The sequence below is a fragment of the Burkholderia sp. 22313 genome (genome assembly GCF_052045245.1).
Classification (GTDB): Bacteria; Pseudomonadota; Gammaproteobacteria; order Burkholderiales; family Burkholderiaceae; genus Burkholderia.
The window spans coordinates 96570-112199 of sequence record NZ_JBQEON010000009.1; the positions used below are offsets into that span (position 1 = coordinate 96570).

The 15630-nt window shown below is 66.4% G+C and carries 19 protein-coding genes and 1 other RNA gene; 7 read left to right on the forward strand and 13 right to left on the reverse strand.

Features of this window, described 5'->3' with window-relative positions; all coding sequences use genetic code 11:
* Positions 1-74 precede the first annotated feature (74 nt).
* From ruvA to ACTJKF_RS10020, 3 genes are all read left to right on the forward strand, one after another.
* On the forward strand, positions 75-656 hold the full coding sequence (gene ruvA, locus ACTJKF_RS10010; RefSeq protein WP_021162490.1) for a Holliday junction branch migration protein RuvA: 582 nt from the start codon (positions 75-77) through the stop codon (positions 654-656).
* Between the two features lie 108 nt (positions 657-764).
* Entirely contained in the window at positions 765-1832 is a 1068-nt protein-coding gene (ruvB, locus tag ACTJKF_RS10015) for a Holliday junction branch migration DNA helicase RuvB (RefSeq protein ID WP_440623388.1), read from the forward strand.
* Positions 1833-1868: 36 nt separating this feature from the next.
* Complete coding sequence (locus tag ACTJKF_RS10020; RefSeq protein WP_440623389.1) at positions 1869-2822, forward strand: oxygenase MpaB family protein; 954 nt, start codon at positions 1869-1871, stop codon at positions 2820-2822.
* A 153-nt stretch (positions 2823-2975) separates the two neighbouring features.
* Here ACTJKF_RS10020 and ACTJKF_RS10025 read toward each other — a convergent pair whose 3' ends face one another.
* From ACTJKF_RS10025 to tyrS, 3 genes are read right to left on the reverse strand one after another with little or no spacing between them, the layout of a single operon-like run.
* Positions 2976-3638, reverse strand: coding sequence for a histidine phosphatase family protein (locus tag ACTJKF_RS10025; RefSeq protein ID WP_440623390.1), 663 nt, complete (start codon positions 3636-3638; stop codon positions 2976-2978).
* A 23-nt stretch (positions 3639-3661) separates the two neighbouring features.
* Positions 3662-4120 carry a D-aminoacyl-tRNA deacylase gene (dtd, locus tag ACTJKF_RS10030; protein ID WP_006751891.1) on the reverse strand — a complete coding sequence of 153 codons (459 nt, stop codon included), beginning with the start codon at positions 4118-4120 and terminating at the stop codon, positions 3662-3664.
* Positions 4117-5358, reverse strand: a complete 1242-nt coding sequence (gene tyrS / locus ACTJKF_RS10035) for a tyrosine--tRNA ligase (protein ID WP_440623391.1) — start codon at positions 5356-5358, stop codon at positions 4117-4119. Before tyrS ends, dtd begins: the two co-directional genes overlap by 4 nt.
* A 142-nt stretch (positions 5359-5500) precedes the next feature.
* Between tyrS and ACTJKF_RS10040 the strand changes: the two genes are divergently transcribed.
* Positions 5501-6649: an anhydro-N-acetylmuramic acid kinase gene (locus tag ACTJKF_RS10040; RefSeq protein ID WP_440623392.1), complete on the forward strand. Its 1149-nt coding sequence runs from the start codon at positions 5501-5503 to the stop codon at positions 6647-6649.
* A gap of 106 nt (positions 6650-6755) precedes the next feature.
* Here the strand turns inward: ACTJKF_RS10040 and erpA are convergent, their stop codons facing one another.
* From erpA to rplM, 4 genes are read right to left on the reverse strand one after another with little or no spacing between them, the layout of a single operon-like run.
* Positions 6756-7127: an iron-sulfur cluster insertion protein ErpA gene (gene erpA / locus ACTJKF_RS10045; protein WP_121858445.1), complete on the reverse strand. Its 372-nt coding sequence runs from the start codon at positions 7125-7127 to the stop codon at positions 6756-6758.
* A gap of 20 nt (positions 7128-7147) precedes the next feature.
* Entirely contained in the window at positions 7148-7336 is a 189-nt protein-coding gene (locus ACTJKF_RS10050) for a hypothetical protein (protein WP_440623393.1), read from the reverse strand.
* 9 nt (positions 7337-7345) lie between these two features.
* Complete coding sequence (gene rpsI, locus ACTJKF_RS10055; RefSeq protein ID WP_011883283.1) at positions 7346-7738, reverse strand: 30S ribosomal protein S9; 393 nt, start codon at positions 7736-7738, stop codon at positions 7346-7348.
* An 11-nt stretch (positions 7739-7749) separates the two neighbouring features.
* On the reverse strand, positions 7750-8178 hold the full coding sequence (gene rplM / locus ACTJKF_RS10060) for a 50S ribosomal protein L13 (RefSeq protein WP_009687896.1): 429 nt from the start codon (positions 8176-8178) through the stop codon (positions 7750-7752).
* Positions 8179-8491: 313 nt separating this feature from the next.
* Between rplM and ACTJKF_RS10065 the strand changes: the two genes are divergently transcribed.
* Together ACTJKF_RS10065 and ACTJKF_RS10070 are read left to right on the forward strand one after the other, a co-directional pair.
* The gene (locus ACTJKF_RS10065; RefSeq protein ID WP_440623394.1) at positions 8492-8806 is read left to right on the forward strand and encodes a hypothetical protein; all 315 of its coding nucleotides are present in this window, start codon (positions 8492-8494) and stop codon (positions 8804-8806) included.
* A gap of 434 nt (positions 8807-9240) precedes the next feature.
* The gene (locus tag ACTJKF_RS10070; RefSeq protein ID WP_098549748.1) at positions 9241-9705 is read left to right on the forward strand and encodes an OsmC family protein; all 465 of its coding nucleotides are present in this window, start codon (positions 9241-9243) and stop codon (positions 9703-9705) included.
* A gap of 69 nt (positions 9706-9774) precedes the next feature.
* Here ACTJKF_RS10070 and rnpB read toward each other — a convergent pair.
* From rnpB to pyrC, 3 genes are all read right to left on the reverse strand, one after another.
* An RNA gene (gene rnpB, locus ACTJKF_RS10075) (RNase P RNA component class A) lies at positions 9775-10186 on the reverse strand.
* Positions 10187-10198: 12 nt separating this feature from the next.
* A complete protein-coding gene (locus tag ACTJKF_RS10080) occupies positions 10199-11077 on the reverse strand; it encodes a DUF3025 domain-containing protein (RefSeq protein WP_440623395.1) in 879 nt (292 codons plus the stop codon).
* Positions 11074-12138: a dihydroorotase gene (pyrC, locus tag ACTJKF_RS10085; RefSeq protein WP_440623396.1), complete on the reverse strand. Its 1065-nt coding sequence runs from the start codon at positions 12136-12138 to the stop codon at positions 11074-11076. Before pyrC ends, ACTJKF_RS10080 begins: the two co-directional genes overlap by 4 nt.
* 202 nt (positions 12139-12340) lie before the next feature.
* Between pyrC and ACTJKF_RS10090 the strand changes: the two genes are divergently transcribed.
* Positions 12341-13258: a class II glutamine amidotransferase gene (locus ACTJKF_RS10090; protein ID WP_440623397.1), complete on the forward strand. Its 918-nt coding sequence runs from the start codon at positions 12341-12343 to the stop codon at positions 13256-13258.
* 194 nt (positions 13259-13452) lie between these two features.
* Here ACTJKF_RS10090 and ACTJKF_RS10095 read toward each other — a convergent pair whose 3' ends face one another.
* The 3 genes from ACTJKF_RS10095 to ACTJKF_RS10105 are packed head-to-tail and all read right to left on the reverse strand — an operon-like array spanning position 13453 to position 15592.
* Positions 13453-14178, reverse strand: coding sequence for an amino acid ABC transporter ATP-binding protein (locus ACTJKF_RS10095; protein ID WP_011544587.1), 726 nt, complete (start codon positions 14176-14178; stop codon positions 13453-13455).
* The gene (gltK, locus tag ACTJKF_RS10100; protein WP_310635251.1) at positions 14175-14852 is read right to left on the reverse strand and encodes a glutamate/aspartate ABC transporter permease GltK; all 678 of its coding nucleotides are present in this window, start codon (positions 14850-14852) and stop codon (positions 14175-14177) included. Before gltK ends, ACTJKF_RS10095 begins: the two co-directional genes overlap by 4 nt.
* A complete protein-coding gene (locus ACTJKF_RS10105; protein ID WP_440623398.1) occupies positions 14852-15592 on the reverse strand; it encodes an amino acid ABC transporter permease in 741 nt (246 codons plus the stop codon). The genes gltK and ACTJKF_RS10105 overlap by 1 nt, the downstream gene beginning before the upstream one ends.
* Between the last annotated feature and the right edge of the window lie 38 nt (positions 15593-15630).

Sequence of the window (15630 nt, forward strand, 5' to 3'; positions counted from 1 at the left end):
CCTGACGGCCAACCCATCGGCATCGCGCCGCACCTGCGCTACACTCGCGCTTTCTTCCTCGCATCCCGCCATCCATGATCGGTCGCATCGCCGGCATCCTGCTCGAAAAGAATCCGCCTCACCTGCTCGTCGACTGCAACGGCGTCGGCTACGAAATCGACGTGCCGATGAGCACCTTCTACAACCTGCCGCAAACGGGCGAACGCGTCGTGCTGCTCACGCAGCAGATCGTGCGCGAGGACGCGCACCTGCTGTACGGCTTCCTGACGCCGCAGGAGCGTACGACCTTCCGCGAACTGCTGAAGATCACCGGCATCGGCGCGCGCATGGCACTGGCCGTGCTGTCCGGCATGAGCGTGCAGGAACTCGCGCAGGCGGTGACGATGCAGGACGCCGCGCGCCTCACGCGCCTGCCCGGCATCGGCAAGAAGACTGCCGAGCGCCTGCTGCTCGAGCTGAAGGGCAAGCTCGGCGCGGATCTCGGCGCACTCGCCGGTGCCGCATCGCCGTCCGACCATGCAACCGACATCCTCAACGCACTGCTCGCGCTCGGCTATTCCGAAAAGGAAGGCCTCGCCGCGATCAAGAACGTGCCGGCCGGCACCGGCGTGTCCGAAGGCATCAAGCTCGCGCTCAAGGCACTGTCTAAGGCGTAACGGCGGCCCGGGCAGGCTGTCGAAGCCAGTGTCGCGCCGCCGTGCGGCGCGCGCCAGTCGGCCGTTCGGCCAGTTCGGCCGCGCGACGGTGCGCGGTACAATGGCCGCATGATTGAAACCGACAAACTCGCCACCGAGCGGATCATCGCCGCCACGCCCGCCTCGTCGCACGAGGAGGTGTTCGAACGCGCGCTGCGGCCGCGCCAGCTCGACGACTACGTCGGCCAGGAAAAGGTGCGCGGCCAGCTCGAGATCTTCATCGAGGCCGCGAAGCGCCGCGCCGAGCCGCTCGATCACGTGCTGCTGTTCGGGCCGCCGGGCCTCGGCAAGACCACCCTCGCCCACATCATTGCGCGCGAGATGGGCGTGAACCTGCGCCAGACGTCGGGCCCCGTGCTCGAGCGTGCGGGCGATCTCGCCGCGCTGCTGACCAACCTCGAAGCGAACGACGTGCTGTTCATCGACGAGATCCACCGGCTGTCGCCGGTCGTCGAGGAAATCCTGTATCCGGCGCTCGAGGATTACCAGATCGACATCATGATCGGCGAAGGGCCGGCCGCGCGCAGCGTGAAGCTCGACCTGCAGCCGTTCACGCTGGTCGGCGCGACCACGCGCGCGGGGATGCTGACCAACCCGTTGCGCGATCGCTTCGGGATCGTCGCGCGCCTCGAGTTCTACGATGCCGAGCAGCTGTCGCGCATCGTGCGGCGCTCGGCGTCGCTCTTGAACGCGCAGATCGATCCGCACGGCGCGCTGGAGATCGCGAAGCGCTCGCGCGGCACGCCGCGGATCGCGAACCGGCTGCTGCGCCGCGTGCGCGACTATGCGGAAGTGAAGGCCGACGGCCAGATCACCGCGGCCGTCGCCGATGCCGCGCTCGCGATGCTCGACGTCGATCCAGTCGGCTTCGACCTGATGGACCGCAAGCTGCTCGAGGCGATCCTGCACAAGTTCGACGGCGGCCCGGTCGGCATCGACAACCTCGCGGCGGCGATCGGCGAGGAGCGCGACACGATCGAGGACGTGCTCGAACCGTACCTGATCCAGCAGGGCTTCCTGCAGCGCACGCCGCGCGGGCGCATCGCGACGCTGCTCACGTACCGCCACTTCGGGCTCTCCGCGCCCGATGCCGGCAACGCCGAACGCGGCACGTGGGATACCGCCGACGGGAAGTAGCGCGCTGCCCGCGCCACGCCAGCCGCCAAGCCAGCCATGACCACGCCGCCCAGCCCTCACCCCGCCGCGCCCGCACCGGGCCCACGCTGGGCCGAGCCGATCCGCAAGCGGCTCGTGGCCGGCATCACGCACTTGACGGCAGGCGGCGGCGGTCCGTCGATCGATCTCTCGTCGCCGCCCGGCGACCCGGGGCTATTCGGCCCCGACGCCATCTGCTGGCGCGTGCATGCCGATTTCACGTCGATGATGACGGGCGGCATTGCCGCGCTGCTGCTGCAGGCGCTCCATCCGCTCGCGCTCGCGGGCGTCTGGGATCATTCGTCGTTTCGCACCGACATCCTCGGCCGCTTGAGGCGCACCGCCACGTTCATCACGGGTACGACATTCGGCAGCCGCGCGGACGCACTCGCGCTGATCGCACGCGTGAAGGCGATCCACGCGCGCATCTCGGGTACCGCGCCCGACGGCCGGCCCTACCGGGCCGACGATCCGGCGTTGCTGACCTGGGTGCATGTCGCGGAAGTATCGAGCTTCCTCGCCGCGCATGTGCGCTATGTGAATCCATCGCTGTCAGGCGAGCTGCAGGACGTCTACTACGCCGAAACTGCGTTGATCGCCGAGCTGCTCGGCGCCCGTGACGTTCCCCGGTCACGGGCCGAGGTAGCGGCCTATCTCGCGCGCATGCAGCCCGAACTCGCGGCCGGGCCGCACACCTTCGACGTGATGGACATCCTGCTGAATGCGCCGGTTGCATCGCCCGCGCTGCGGCCGGCCGCGTCGCTGATAATGCACGCGGGAATCGACCTGCTGCCGCCATGGGCGCAGCGCCTGCTTGGCGTGTCGACGTTCGCACCGCTGCGACGTGCGGTGGTCCGGCCGGGCGTGCGCGCGGTCGCGCCCGTGCTGCGCTGGGCGCTCGTCAACGGCGCGTCGAAACGCGCCCGCCGCCGCGCGAGCGCAACGCCCCACGACGACACCCCGCCCGCCTGACGATTCTTCCAATCATTGGCTTCTGACTGGCGGACGGGCTGGCACCCAGGCACGGTCGCCCGCCCTGCTCGTCCCGCCTGTCCGTGACCCGCGCGGTGTCCCGCTCACCCGACCGACATCCGATGCCAGTGCTGCCAGGCCTGCACGATCGGATCAGAGAACCTTGCGGTACCCGTCGTCGTCGCTCGCGTCATCGAGATGTGACACGTCGGCCCATTGCACGACCCGCGCGCGGTCATTGACGTAATCGACGACGTTGATGCTCGTGTTGAGCAGTGGATAGCTGCGCGGCGCCGACAGGTCGAGACCGTTTGCGAAGCGGTACACGCAGTCGAGCACGCCGCCGTGCGCGACGCATGCGATCCGGCCGCCTGGATGCGCGGCGACGATCGGCTCGAGTGCATGCAGCACACGGTGATAGAGCTCACGCTGCGACTCGCCGCCGTCGGGTGCGAAACCCGGGTCGCGGGTCTGCCACGCGGCGTAGGCGTCCGGAAACAGCGTCTCGATCTCGGTGCTGTCATGCCCCTGGAACACGCCGTACGAGCGTTCGCGCAGCCCTTCGCGCAGCTGCAGCGGCAGCCCGAGCGCATCGGCAAAGGGTTGCGCGGTCTGTTGCGCGCGCATCAGGTCGCTCGAATAGACGGCATCGAGCCGCTGCCCTTCGCGCGCTTCCCGCGCGAGCCGCACGGCCAGCCGCTGCGCCTGCGCGAGCCCCGTATCGGCCAGCGGAATGTCGATATGGCCCTGGATGCGCTTGATGCGGTTCCAGGCCGTCTCGCCGTGGCGAATGAACAGAATCTGGGTGGTGGCCATCGCGGCGCGCCTCCGGGAAAGAATCAGGGCCGCACTTGCAGCCAGAACGTCACGGGGCCGTCGTTGACGAGCGACACCTGCATGTCGGCGCCGAACTCGCCGGTTTCGACGACCGGATGGCGCTCGCGCGCGGCCGCGACGAAATAGTCGAACAGGCGCGCGCCTTCGTCAGGCGGCGCGGCCGGCGTGAAGCTCGGCCGCAGCCCGCTGTTGGTATCGGCCGCAAGCGTAAACTGCGACACGAGCAGCAAGCCGCCTGCGCCACCCGCGCCATCGATGTTCGACACCGGCAGGTTCATCTTGCCCGCCGCGTCGCTGAACACGCGATAGCCGAGCAGCTTCGCGAGCAGCTTGTCGGCCGCGGCCTCGGTGTCGCCGCGCTCCGCGCAGACGAGCGCGAGCAAGCCCGCGCCGATCTCGCCCGTCGTGCGGTCGCCGACGCGCACGTCGGCGCGCTTCACACGCTGGATCAGCGCGATCATGCGGTCAGCGTGACGCGCGCGAAGCGGCGCTTGCCGACCTGCACGACGAACTCGCCGGCCTCGACCTTCAGGCCCTTGTCGGACACCGTCGCGCCGTCGATCTTCACGCCGCCCTGCTCGATGTTGCGCAGCGCTTCGCTGGTCGACGGCACGAGGCCCGCCTGCTTCAGCAGCTGGCCGATCGCGAGCGGCGCGCCCGCGAGCGTGACCGACGGGATGTCGTCCGGCACGCCGCCCTTCGCGCGGTGATTGAAGTCCTCCAGCGCACGCTCGGCGTCGGCCTGCGAATGGAAGCGCGCGACGATTTCCTGCGCGAGCAGCACCTTGAAGTCGCGCGGGTTGCGGCCGCCTTCGGCGTCGCGCTTGAAGCCGGCGATTTCTTCCAGGCTGCGGAACGACAGCAGTTCGAAGTAACGCCACATCAGCGTGTCCGAGATGCTCATCAGCTTGCCGAACATGTCGGTCGGCTTCTCGCTGATGCCGACGTAGTTGCCCTTCGATTTCGACATCTTCTCGACGCCGTCGAGGCCTTCGAGTAGCGGCATCGTCAGGATGCACTGCTGTTCCTGACCGTACTGCTTCTGCAGTTCGCGGCCGACGAGCAGATTGAACTTCTGGTCGGTGCCGCCGAGTTCGAGATCGGCGTTCAACGCGACCGAGTCGTAGCCCTGCATCAGCGGGTACAGGAATTCGTGGATCGAGATCGGCACGCCGCCCTGGAAGCGCTTCGTGAAGTCCTCGCGTTCGAGGATCCGCGCGACCGTGTAGCGCGACGCGAGCTTGATCATCCCGTCCGCGCCGAGCGGCATCGACCACTCGCTGTTGTAGCGGATCTCCGTCTTTTCGCGGTCGAGCACGAGCGCGGCCTGTTCGAAGTAGGTCTTCGCGTTCGATTCGATCTGCTCGCGCGTGAGCGGCGGACGCGTCGCGTTGCGGCCCGACGGATCGCCGATCAGCGACGTGAAATCGCCGATCAGGAAGATCACCGTGTGGCCGAGGTCCTGCAGCTGACGCATCTTGTTCAGCACGACCGTATGGCCGATGTGGATGTCGGGCGCGGTCGGATCGAGGCCGAGCTTGATGCGCAGCGGCGTGCCGGTGGCCGCGCTGCGCGCGAGCTTCTGCGCGAACTCTTCCTCGATCAGCAGTTCGTCGACGCCGCGCTTCGTGACGGCAAGTGCATGGCGGACTTCGTCGGTGATCGGGAAAACAGGCTTGGAACTGGGTTCGGTGCTCATCGGGGCCAGGAAGAATGTCGCAAAGACAGGGATTTTCCCATAACTTGCGCGTGCATCGCTTAACGACGCGTCAGGTTGCGCGGATAATCGGGCGCAAGGCGCGCGGCACCGGCCCGCGCCGCTCGATCCAGGAGAACCCAACGTGCCGCAACGACATCCGCAACCCGCCCATCCGGCCGACGGCATCTACTTCGGGCTGATGTCGGGAACCAGCATGGACGGCGTCGACGGCGTCGCCGTGCGTTTCGAGACCGGCCGCGCACCGGTCGTGCTTGCGGAAGCATTCGTCGGCTTCGCGCAATCGCTGCGGGACGCGCTGTTCGCGCTGCAGCAGCCCGGCGACAACGAGATCGACCGCGAATCGGTCGCGGCGAACGCGCTGGTCGCACGCTATGCGGTGTGCTGCCACGAGCTGCAGCGTACGGCCGGGCTGTCGCGCGACGAGATTCGCGCGATCGGCGTGCATGGCCAGACGGTCCGGCACCGTCCGGAGCGCGGCTACACGCGCCAGCTCAACAATCCGGCGCTGCTCGCCGAGCTTGCCCACCTCGACGTGATCGCCGATTTCCGCAGCCGCGACGTCGCGGCCGGCGGCCACGGCGCGCCGCTCGCGCCGGCGTTCCATGCAACGGTGTTCGGCGCGCCGGGCGAAACGCGGGTCGTCTGCAACCTCGGCGGCATCAGCAACATCACGATCCTGCCCGGTGAGGGCGGCGACGTGCGCGGCTTCGACTGCGGGCCCGCGAATGCGCTGATCGACGAATGGGCGACGCGCCACCTCGGCAAGCCGTACGACGACGGCGGCAAGTTCGCCGCCCGCGGCACCGTGCATGCGCCGCTGCTCGACGCGCTGTTCGACGAGCCCTACTTTGCCGCGCCGCCGCCGAAAAGCACGGGCCGCGACCTGTTCAATCCCGCGTGGCTCGACGCGAAGCTCGCCGGTTTCGCACAGGTCGCACCGGAAGACGTGCAGGCGACGCTGACGGCGCTCACCGCCGTCTCCGTCGCCCGCGAGATCGCGCGGCATGCGGCGGATTGCAAGGCCGTGTTCGTCTGCGGCGGCGGGGCCCGCAATCCGGTGCTGCTCACCGCGCTGAGGGACGCGCTGCAGAAGGCCGGCGTGCCGGCGACGGTGGACACGACGGCCGCGCTTGGCGTGCCGCCGCAGCAGGTCGAGGCGCTGGCGTTCGCGTGGCTCGCGTACCGCTTCACCGCGCGCCAGCCCGGCAATCTCGCGAGCGTGACGGGCGCCGCGGGCGAGCGCGTGCTTGGCGCGCTTTATCCGCGCTGATGCCGCGACATCGCGGCGCGCGGTTCGCGCCGCGCACGGACGTAAAAAAACGGGGCATCAAGCCCCGTTTTTTATTCCAGCGAACCGGACAGGATCCGTCGTGCGCTCAGACCGAGAACGACGAGCCGCACCCGCAGGTAGTCGATGCGTTCGGGTTCTTGATCACGAACTGGGCGCCGTTGAGGTCGTCCTTGTAGTCGATCTCGGCGCCGACCAGGTACTGGTAGCTCATCGAGTCGATCAGGAGCTGGACGCCGTTCTTGTTCATCACGGTGTCGTCCTCGTTGACTTCCTCGTCGAACGTGAAGCCATACTGGAAGCCCGAGCAGCCGCCGCCTTGCACGAATACGCGCAGCTTCAGGTCGGGATTGCCCTCTTCGTCGATCAGTTGCTTGACCTTGTCGGCCGCGGCGTCGGTGAAGACGAACGGAACCGGCATTTCGGTGGTCGTTGCTGCGGATTCGGTAACAGCGTTCATTGCGAACTCTCCAAAAAGCTTTAGCCGCTATTGTAGGGCCGATCAGAAGATCGTGCTGAAGTCCATGAAATCAATAGGTTCTTGTTGATTTCATCAAGCACGCCCGCGCGGGCTGCCGCGGCACGCCCCTGCCAGCGGACATAAAAAAACCGCCAGCGCGAACGCTGGCGGTTTTTCGGGCGGACGCCGCCGGAAAGCGGCGCGGCCATGAAGCGGAATTAACGCTTCGAGAACTGCTTTGCGCGACGTGCCTTGCGCAGACCAACCTTCTTACGCTCGACTTCACGTGCATCGCGCGTGACGAAGCCTGCGTTCGACAGCGACGGCTTCAGCGTCGCATCGTAGTCGATCAGTGCACGCGTGATGCCGTGGCGCACTGCACCTGCCTGACCCGTTTCGCCGCCGCCGTTGACGTTGACCTTGATGTCGAACGTCTGGCCGTGGTTCGTGAGTTCCAGCGGTTGACGCACGATCATCAGCGACGTTTCGCGCGAGAAGTAGTCAGCGATGGGCTTGCCGTTGACGATGATGTCGCCCTTGCCAGCCTTGATGAAGACACGTGCGACTGCGCTCTTGCGGCGGCCCGTACCGTAGTTCCAGTTACCGATCATGTGGGCTCCCCTTAGATCTCGAGCGCCTTCGGCTGTTGAGCCGAATGCGGATGCGTAGCTTCAGCGTAGACCTTCAGCTTCTTGATCATCGCGTAGCCGAGCGGGCCCTTCGGCAGCATGCCCTTGACCGCCTTCTCGAGCGCACGGCCCGGGAAGCGTTCTTGCATCTTGCCGAACGTCGTTTCATAGATACCGCCCGGGTAGCCCGAGTGACGGTAGTACTTCTTGTCCAGAGTCTTGTTGCCCGTGACCTTCAACTTGCTTGCGTTGATGATGATGATGAAATCACCAGTGTCGACGTGCGGGGTGAACTCAGGCTTGTGCTTGCCGCGCAGACGGCGTGCCACTTCGCTGGCAACACGGCCGAGAACCTTATCCGTCGCGTCAATCACGTACCATTCGCGCGTCACCTCATGGGCTTTTGCGGAAAACGTCTTCATGATCGATCCAAAAAAAATGCTTTGCCCGATGTGTTCTTCCTGCTTGTCTGTGTGCGCTTCGAGGCGCGGTGCAGGCTCTCCCTGTTCTTTTTCCGTGGGCATGAAAGCGGAAAAGCCCTGAATTATAAAGGAAATACCGCAGCACGGTCAAAGAGAATCCACGTCTCGCGCCGGCGGCGCCCGAAATGGGCCAGAATCCGGTCGTGCCCCAACCTAACCAGGCGAACCGAGCGCCTGGAGCGGCACCCATCGACGCGCGGCACCTGACCTTGCCGCGCCAGACCGGCCGACCACGAAAAAACAACAAACAAGCATGATGAAACAACGACTTACGCCCCTGCTGGCCGCCGCGTTGCTGGCCGCCGGCACGCCCGCCGCCGCTGCCCGCACCGGCTGCGAGGCCAAGCTCGACGCACTCGACGCCCGCATCGCCGACGCCCGCGCCACCCATGCCGAGGATCGCATCGCGCGCCTGCGCGCGGTGCGCGAACGCGTCCGCCACTTCTGCGCGCGCGGCCACGGCCATGCGTCCGCCGCAGGTGCGCCCGCGCCTGCCGCACGATCGACGGACGCCACGAACTCACCGCCCGGCGCGGCGTCCCGGCCGGCCGCACGACAGCCCGCGTAACCGGGTTCGGCAAGCGGTATCGGGGCGCGCAAAGTGCGCGCCAATGTTTGCATGGGACGAAAAAAAGCCCGAACGACTGGTTCGGGCTTAATCCACCTTTGGAGGAGGGTGGAGGAGACATGCGGAGGTTGCCGCAGCGCGACAACCAATGAGGCTCATTATACGAACGCGTCGCCGACTCCACAAGAAAATTTGCATTGCGAAATCGCAATCCATAATGCGAAATTAAGAGACGCCCGTCAGACAATCCCCTTTCCTCTTTAAAATCAATCAGCTGGATGGCGGGCGCACGACGAAAAACGCACCGCATCTAGAGTAAAACCCCTAAAGAGAACAGGGAAATCGACATTCCACACGTCGCCAGGCGGCGTCCACGCAGGCGCGATGTTTCGCGTCGTGCAGCGCGTCAGCCGACCGTTGCGCAGCGGGCTACAATGCCGGATCGAATCCGAATCAGGCAACGCTGGAGCGCAAGCATGGAATGCAAAGTAAGCTGGATGGGTCAGGACGGCATGGCGTTTTCCGCCCAGACCGGAAGCGGGCACCTCGTCGCGATGGATGGTGCGCCGGAAGGCGGCGGCCACAACCTCGCGCCGCGCCCGATGGAAATGGTGCTGGTCGGCACCGGCGGCTGCACCGCGTACGACGTCGTGCTGATCCTGAAAAAAAGCCGCCAGGAAGTCACCGGCTGCTCGGTCACGCTGAAGGCCGAACGCGCGAGCGAAGATCCGAAGGTGTTCACGAAGGTCCACTTCCACTTCACCGTCACGGGCCGCAACCTGAACCCGGCCACGGTCGAGCGCGCGATCAACCTGTCGCACGACAAGTACTGCTCCGCGTCGATCATGATCGCGAAGACGGCCGAACTCACGCATTCGTTCGACATCGTCGCGGGCTGAGCCGCCGCGGGCCAACCCGAAAAAAAGGGCCGGCGCTCCTGACGGAGCGCCGGCCCTTTCACATTCGAACGGCAAAGCAGGCCGATAAGCCGGATTCTGTGCACGCCGCACGCCGAAGCGCACAACGCGTGGCAGCCATTCCTCTAGGCGCGCCATTGCTGACGCGCTCAAGCTTCCTACCCGCAGACGAGACGGGGGCCCCGTCCTGCATCCGAAAATGCGCGCCTGCCTACTTGGAATTGCTCCGGGTGGAGGTTACCGTGCCGGCGAACGTCGCCGTCGCCGCGGTGCGCTCTTACCGCACCGTTTCACCCTTACCTGATCCCGGCTTGCGCCGGGCCATCGGCGGTTTGCTTTCTGTTGCCCTGTTCCGCGTGTCGCCACGGATGGCCGTTAGCCATCACCCTGCCCTGTGGAGTCCGGACTTTCCTCGCCCCCGCCTGCCCGAAGGCGGCGAGGCCGCGACTGCCTAGCCTGCTTTGCGACGCGCATTCTAGCACTGCGCGCCGCCGCCGGCAGCACGCGCGCGACGACCGCTGCGGAACACTGCCGGATCGTCGTAGAACGCGGGCGCGGCATTCGCCTCGCACCAGCCCGGCACGCCGAGCACCGGCAGCGGCGCGAAATCGCGGCTCGTCAGGTCGCGGGTCGCGAGTTCGCCGGCAATCCGCGCATCGACATGCGCAGCCCGCTGCGCGTCGGGCCACGAGAAATAGTCGTCGCTCACTTCGACGATCCACGTGTGCGCGGTGCAGGACTTGTAGGGCGCGACCAGTTGCTCGAGCAACGCATGGCCGACGACCCGCGCCTCGCAGCGCTTGCCCCACGCGCCACGCGCGGCCACCAGCAGTTGCTGCCAGTTGAAGCCGCGCAGCGCGTCGGCAAGCGTACGGTCGGCCGTCACGAACAGCGCGGCGTTCTCGTCGAACAGCGTCAGCGCATCGCGCAGCGTGCCGCGCACCGGACCGACGCCGCCCGCGGCATCGATCGCTGCGGCCTGGCGTGCGTTCAGCGCGGCCTTGGTGCGCGGATACGCGAACCAGACGAGCGCATTGAAGAAGTCGTGGAGATTGTGGCGGGTCGGCACGCCGCCCGTGTCGGCGATATGGGTTTCGTACGCGATGCCGGGCGGCAGCTCGGCTTGCGGCACGAACCGCAGCGGCCTGCCGCGACCGCACACATGCGTACCGTCGCGCAACGCGCCGTTCAGCGCATCGAGCAGCGCCGCCTCGCCCGCGAGTGCGGCCGCCTGCAGCGTACGACCAGGCGCCGCGTAAGGCGCGAGCCACGGCGCGGACCAGTCGATCCGCGCGAACACCACCGCCCCGTCGCCGGCCGTCTGGCCGGCAACGCGCGGCGGCGAGCCGGTCACGCGAACTTCCAGCCGATCGATTCGCCGGCGCGCAGCGGCACGACCGGCGTATCGCCCGCGAAGACCTCGCGCGGCAGTTCCCAGGTCTCGCGACGCAGCGTGATCGTATCGGTGCTGTGCGGCAGCCCGTAGAAATCGGCGCCGAAGCGGCTCGCAAAATTTTCCAGCTTGTCGAGCGCGCCGGCCTTGTCGAACGCTTCCGCATACAGCTCGAGCGCGTGCAGCGCCGTGTAGCAGCCCGCGCAGCCGCACGCGGTTTCCTTCGCGTCGCGTGCGTGCGGCGCGCTGTCGGTGCCGAGGAAGAAGCGCGGATTGCCCGACGTGGCGGCTTCGACGAGCGCGACGCGGTGCGTCTCGCGCTTCAGCACCGGCAGGCAGTAGTAATGCGGGCGGATCCCGCCGACGAACAGCGCGTTGCGGCTGTACAGCATGTGCTGCGGCGTGATCGTCGCGCCGAGCAGACCCGGCGCCGCATCGGCGTCGCGCACGTAGTCGGCCGCGTCCTTCGTCGTGATGTGCTCGAACACGACCTTCAGCCCCGGGAAATCGCGGCGCAGCGGCGTCATCACGCGGTCGATGAACACCTTCTCGCGATCGAACATGTCGATCGCCGGATCGGTCACCTCGCCGTGCACGAGCAGCGGCATGCCGGTTTCCTGCATCACCTCGAGCGTCTTCGCGCACTTCGCGAGATCGCTGACGCCATGGTCGGAGTTCGTCGTCGCGCCGGCCGGATACAGCTTCACGCCGTGCACGAAGCCGCTGTCGCGCGCGCGGCGGATTTCGTCGGGCGCCGTGTTGTCGGTCAGGTACAGCGTCATCAGCGGCTCGAACGCCAGGCCTGCCGGCAGCGCGGCCAGGATCCGCTCGCGATAGGCCTGCGCGTGCGCGGTGGTCGTGACGGGCGGCTTCAGGTTCGGCATGACGATTGCGCGCGCGAACTGGCGTGCGGTGTGCGGCAGCACCGCAGCCAGCATGTCGCCGTCGCGCAGGTGCAGGTGCAGGTCGTCGGGACGGGCGAGCGTGAGCGTCGCCGGAGAGGAAGCGTTCGAGGCAGTCATAGGAGGCGTCGTGAGGAACGGGCTGGCCATCTGCGGGGCCGGAACGCGCGTGCACGGGCCGACTGACGGCAAACCGCAACACGAGGCCTTCGGCCGGCGGAATCCGCTTTTTACCGCTCAAGGCTCGGTGATATGCTAGAAGCCACATTGTACCGGGGTTCACCCGGTTGGTTACCCTGCTTCCGCCCCCGCCCCACGTAAAATGTGCCAACTCCTTGGAATGAACTGCGCCGCGCCGACGGACGTCACATTCTCCTTCACAGGTTTCGCGGCCCGGGGCGGCCTCACCGATCACCATGCCGACGGCTGGGGAATCGCGTTCTTCGAGGACAAGGCCTGCCGCCTCTTCATCGACCAGCAAGCGTCTGCCACGTCGCCGATCGCCGAAATGGTCAAGCGCTACCCGATCAAGTCGAAGAATACGATCGCGCACATCCGCAAGGCCACGCAGGGTCACATCCTGCTGGAGAACAGCCACCCGTTCATGCGCGAGCTGTGGGGGCGGCACTGGATCTTCGCGCATAACGGCGATCTGCAGGACTACGAACCCGACCTCGACGGCAGCGTCTACCATCCGGTCGGCACGACCGACAGCGAGAAGGCGTTCTGCGTGCTGATGCAGGGGCTGCGCGAAGCGTTCCCCGGCGCGCAGCCGCCGTTGCCGGAACTGTTCGAGCGCGTCGGCGAGCTGACGCGCGACATCACCGATCATGGCGTGTTCAACTTCCTGATGTCGAACGGCCAGGCCCTCTTCGCGCACTGCTCGACGCGGCTGCACTACCTCGTGCGGCGCTGGCCGTTCTCGACCGCGCACCTGGTCGACGAAGACCTGTCGATCGACTTCGCGAAATACACGACGCCCGAGGATCGCGTCGCGGTGATCGCCACGCAGCCGCTGACCGACAACGAAATCTGGACCTCGTTCGAACCGGGCGAGCTGATCATGTTCCAGTGCGGCGACGTCGCCGCGCGGATGCAGATTCCGGTGCCCGAGCGCGTGCTCGAGAAATTGCGCAATCCGGCGCTCGACGCATCGGCGTCCGCGCCGTGCGGCGCGGCGCGTCGCGAGGCGCTGGCAGCCGGCGCCGCGGACGAAGCCGACGATCCGATCGATTTCTGAGCCGCGCAACGCGCACCGGTTCCCTTACCCCTGCCCATCGCCACGCGGCGGCACACATCGGCGGCGATTACCGGTACGGCTGGTAACGTCCGGCGCGGAAAGCCCGTCGGCGGACGGCGCACGAAAAAAAACCGCCCGGCGGACAGCCGGGCGGCTTTTCATCGGCGTGCACGAGGCGCGCCGGACACCGTCGCTCAGTGCAGGATTTTCGCGAGGAAGTCCTTCGCACGATCCGACTTCGGATTCGAGAAGAAATCGTCCTTGCGGTCGTCCTCGACGATCGCACCCTTGTCCATGAAGATCACGCGATGGGCGACCTTCTTCGCGAAGCCCATTTCGTGCGTGACGACCATCATCGTCATCCCTTCCTGCGCGAGTTCGACCATCACGTCGAGCACCTCGTTGATCATCTCGGGATCGAGCGCGGACGTCGGTTCGTCGAACAGCATCGCGATCGGGTCCATCGACAGCGCGCGCGCGATCGCGACCCGCTGCTGCTGGCCGCCCGACAGCTGGCCCGGGAACTTGTGCGCATGCGCCTTCAGGCCGACGCGATCGAGCAGCTTCATGCCCTTCTCGTTCGCCTCGTCCTTGCCGCGGCCGAGCACCTTGACCTGCGCGAGCGTCAGGTTCTCGGTGATCGACAGGTGCGGGAACAGCTCGAAATGCTGGAACACCATCCCGACCTTCGAGCGCAGCTTCGACAGGTTCGTCTTCTTGTCGCCGACCGACTGGCCGTTCACGAGGATCTCGCCCTGCTGGAACGGCTCGAGGCCGTTCACGGTCTTGATCAGCGTGGATTTACCCGAGCCCGACGGACCGCACACGACGACCACCTCGCCCTTCTTGACCTCGGTCGTGCATTCGGTGAGGACCTGAAACTGGCCGTACCACTTCGAAACGTTCTTGATGGAAATCATCTTGTGACCTTTTTCTGGAGACCCTTGACGAGAGCAGACGCCAACGAGCAAATCACGAAATAGCATGCACCCGCGAACAGGACCATCTCGACGGTCGTGCCGTCGCGATCGCCGATGTTCGCGGCCGTGCGGAAGAAGTCCGCGAGACTGATCACGTACACGAGCGACGTATCCTGGAACAGGACGATCGCCTGCGTGAGCAGCAGCGGCACCATCGCGCGGAACGCCTGCGGCAGGATCACGAGGCGCATGGCCTGCGCGTAGTTCATGCCGAGCGCGAACGCGGCGTTCACCTGCCCGCGCGGCACCGCCTGGATGCCGGCACGGATGATCTCGGAATAATACGCGGCTTCGAACAGCGAGAACGCGACCATCGCCGACGCAAGCCGGATGTCGATCGTCGGCGACAGCCCGAGCACACCCTGCAGCACCTGCGGCACGATCAGGAAGAACCACAGCAGCACCATCACGAGCGGGATCGAGCGAAACACCGTCACGTACGCTTTCGCGAACCAGGCGAGCGGCTTCACGCCGGACAGCCGCATCAGCGCCAGCAGCGTGCCCCACACGATGCCGACGACAATCGCGATCAGCGTGATCTTGAACGTGACGATCGCACCTGACCACAGCGTCGGTATCGCGCCGGGAATACTACTCCAGTCGAACTGATGCATCACTTGCCTCCGATGTAGCCGGGCAGCCGCGAGCGGCCTTCGATCCAGCGCATGAACGCCATCACGACGAGGTTGATGAGCACGTACGCGAGCGTGACCGCGATGAACGACTCGTAAGTCTGCGCGGTGTAGTCGACGAGCTGGCGCGCCTGCGCGGACAGGTCGAGCAGGCCGATTGTCGATGCGACCGCCGAGTTCTTGAAGATGTTCAGGAATTCGGACGTGAGCGGCGGCACGATGATCCGGTACGCAACCGGCAGCAGCACGTAGCGGTACGTCTGCCATTGCGTGAAGCCCATCGCGAGGCCGGCCGCGCGCTGGCCCTTCGGCAGCGCGTTGATCCCCGAGCGCACCTGTTCGCATACGCGAGCGCCCGTGAACAGGCCGAGACAGATGATCGACGCGGTGAAGAACTGCGTGGTCGGCGGCAACTGCTTGATCCAGGTGCCGATCGATGGCGGCAGCAGCTCGGGCACGACGAGGTACCAGACGAAGAACTGCACGATCAGCGGGATGTTCCGGAAGATCGACACGTACACCGTGCCGAGCGCGGACAGCCATTTGTTCGGCACCGTGCGCAGCACGCCGAACAGCGAACCGACGATCAGCGCGATGACCCAGGCGGCGAGCGACACTTCGATCGTCACCCAGAAGCCGGACATCAGCCATCCGAAGTAAGTCGTCGGCTCGCCGGTCGAGACGGGGCTGAAAAAGACGCCCCAGTTCCAGTGGTAAGACATGGGCAAGACTCCAGCAAAAAGAAACGGAAGAAGCGTGG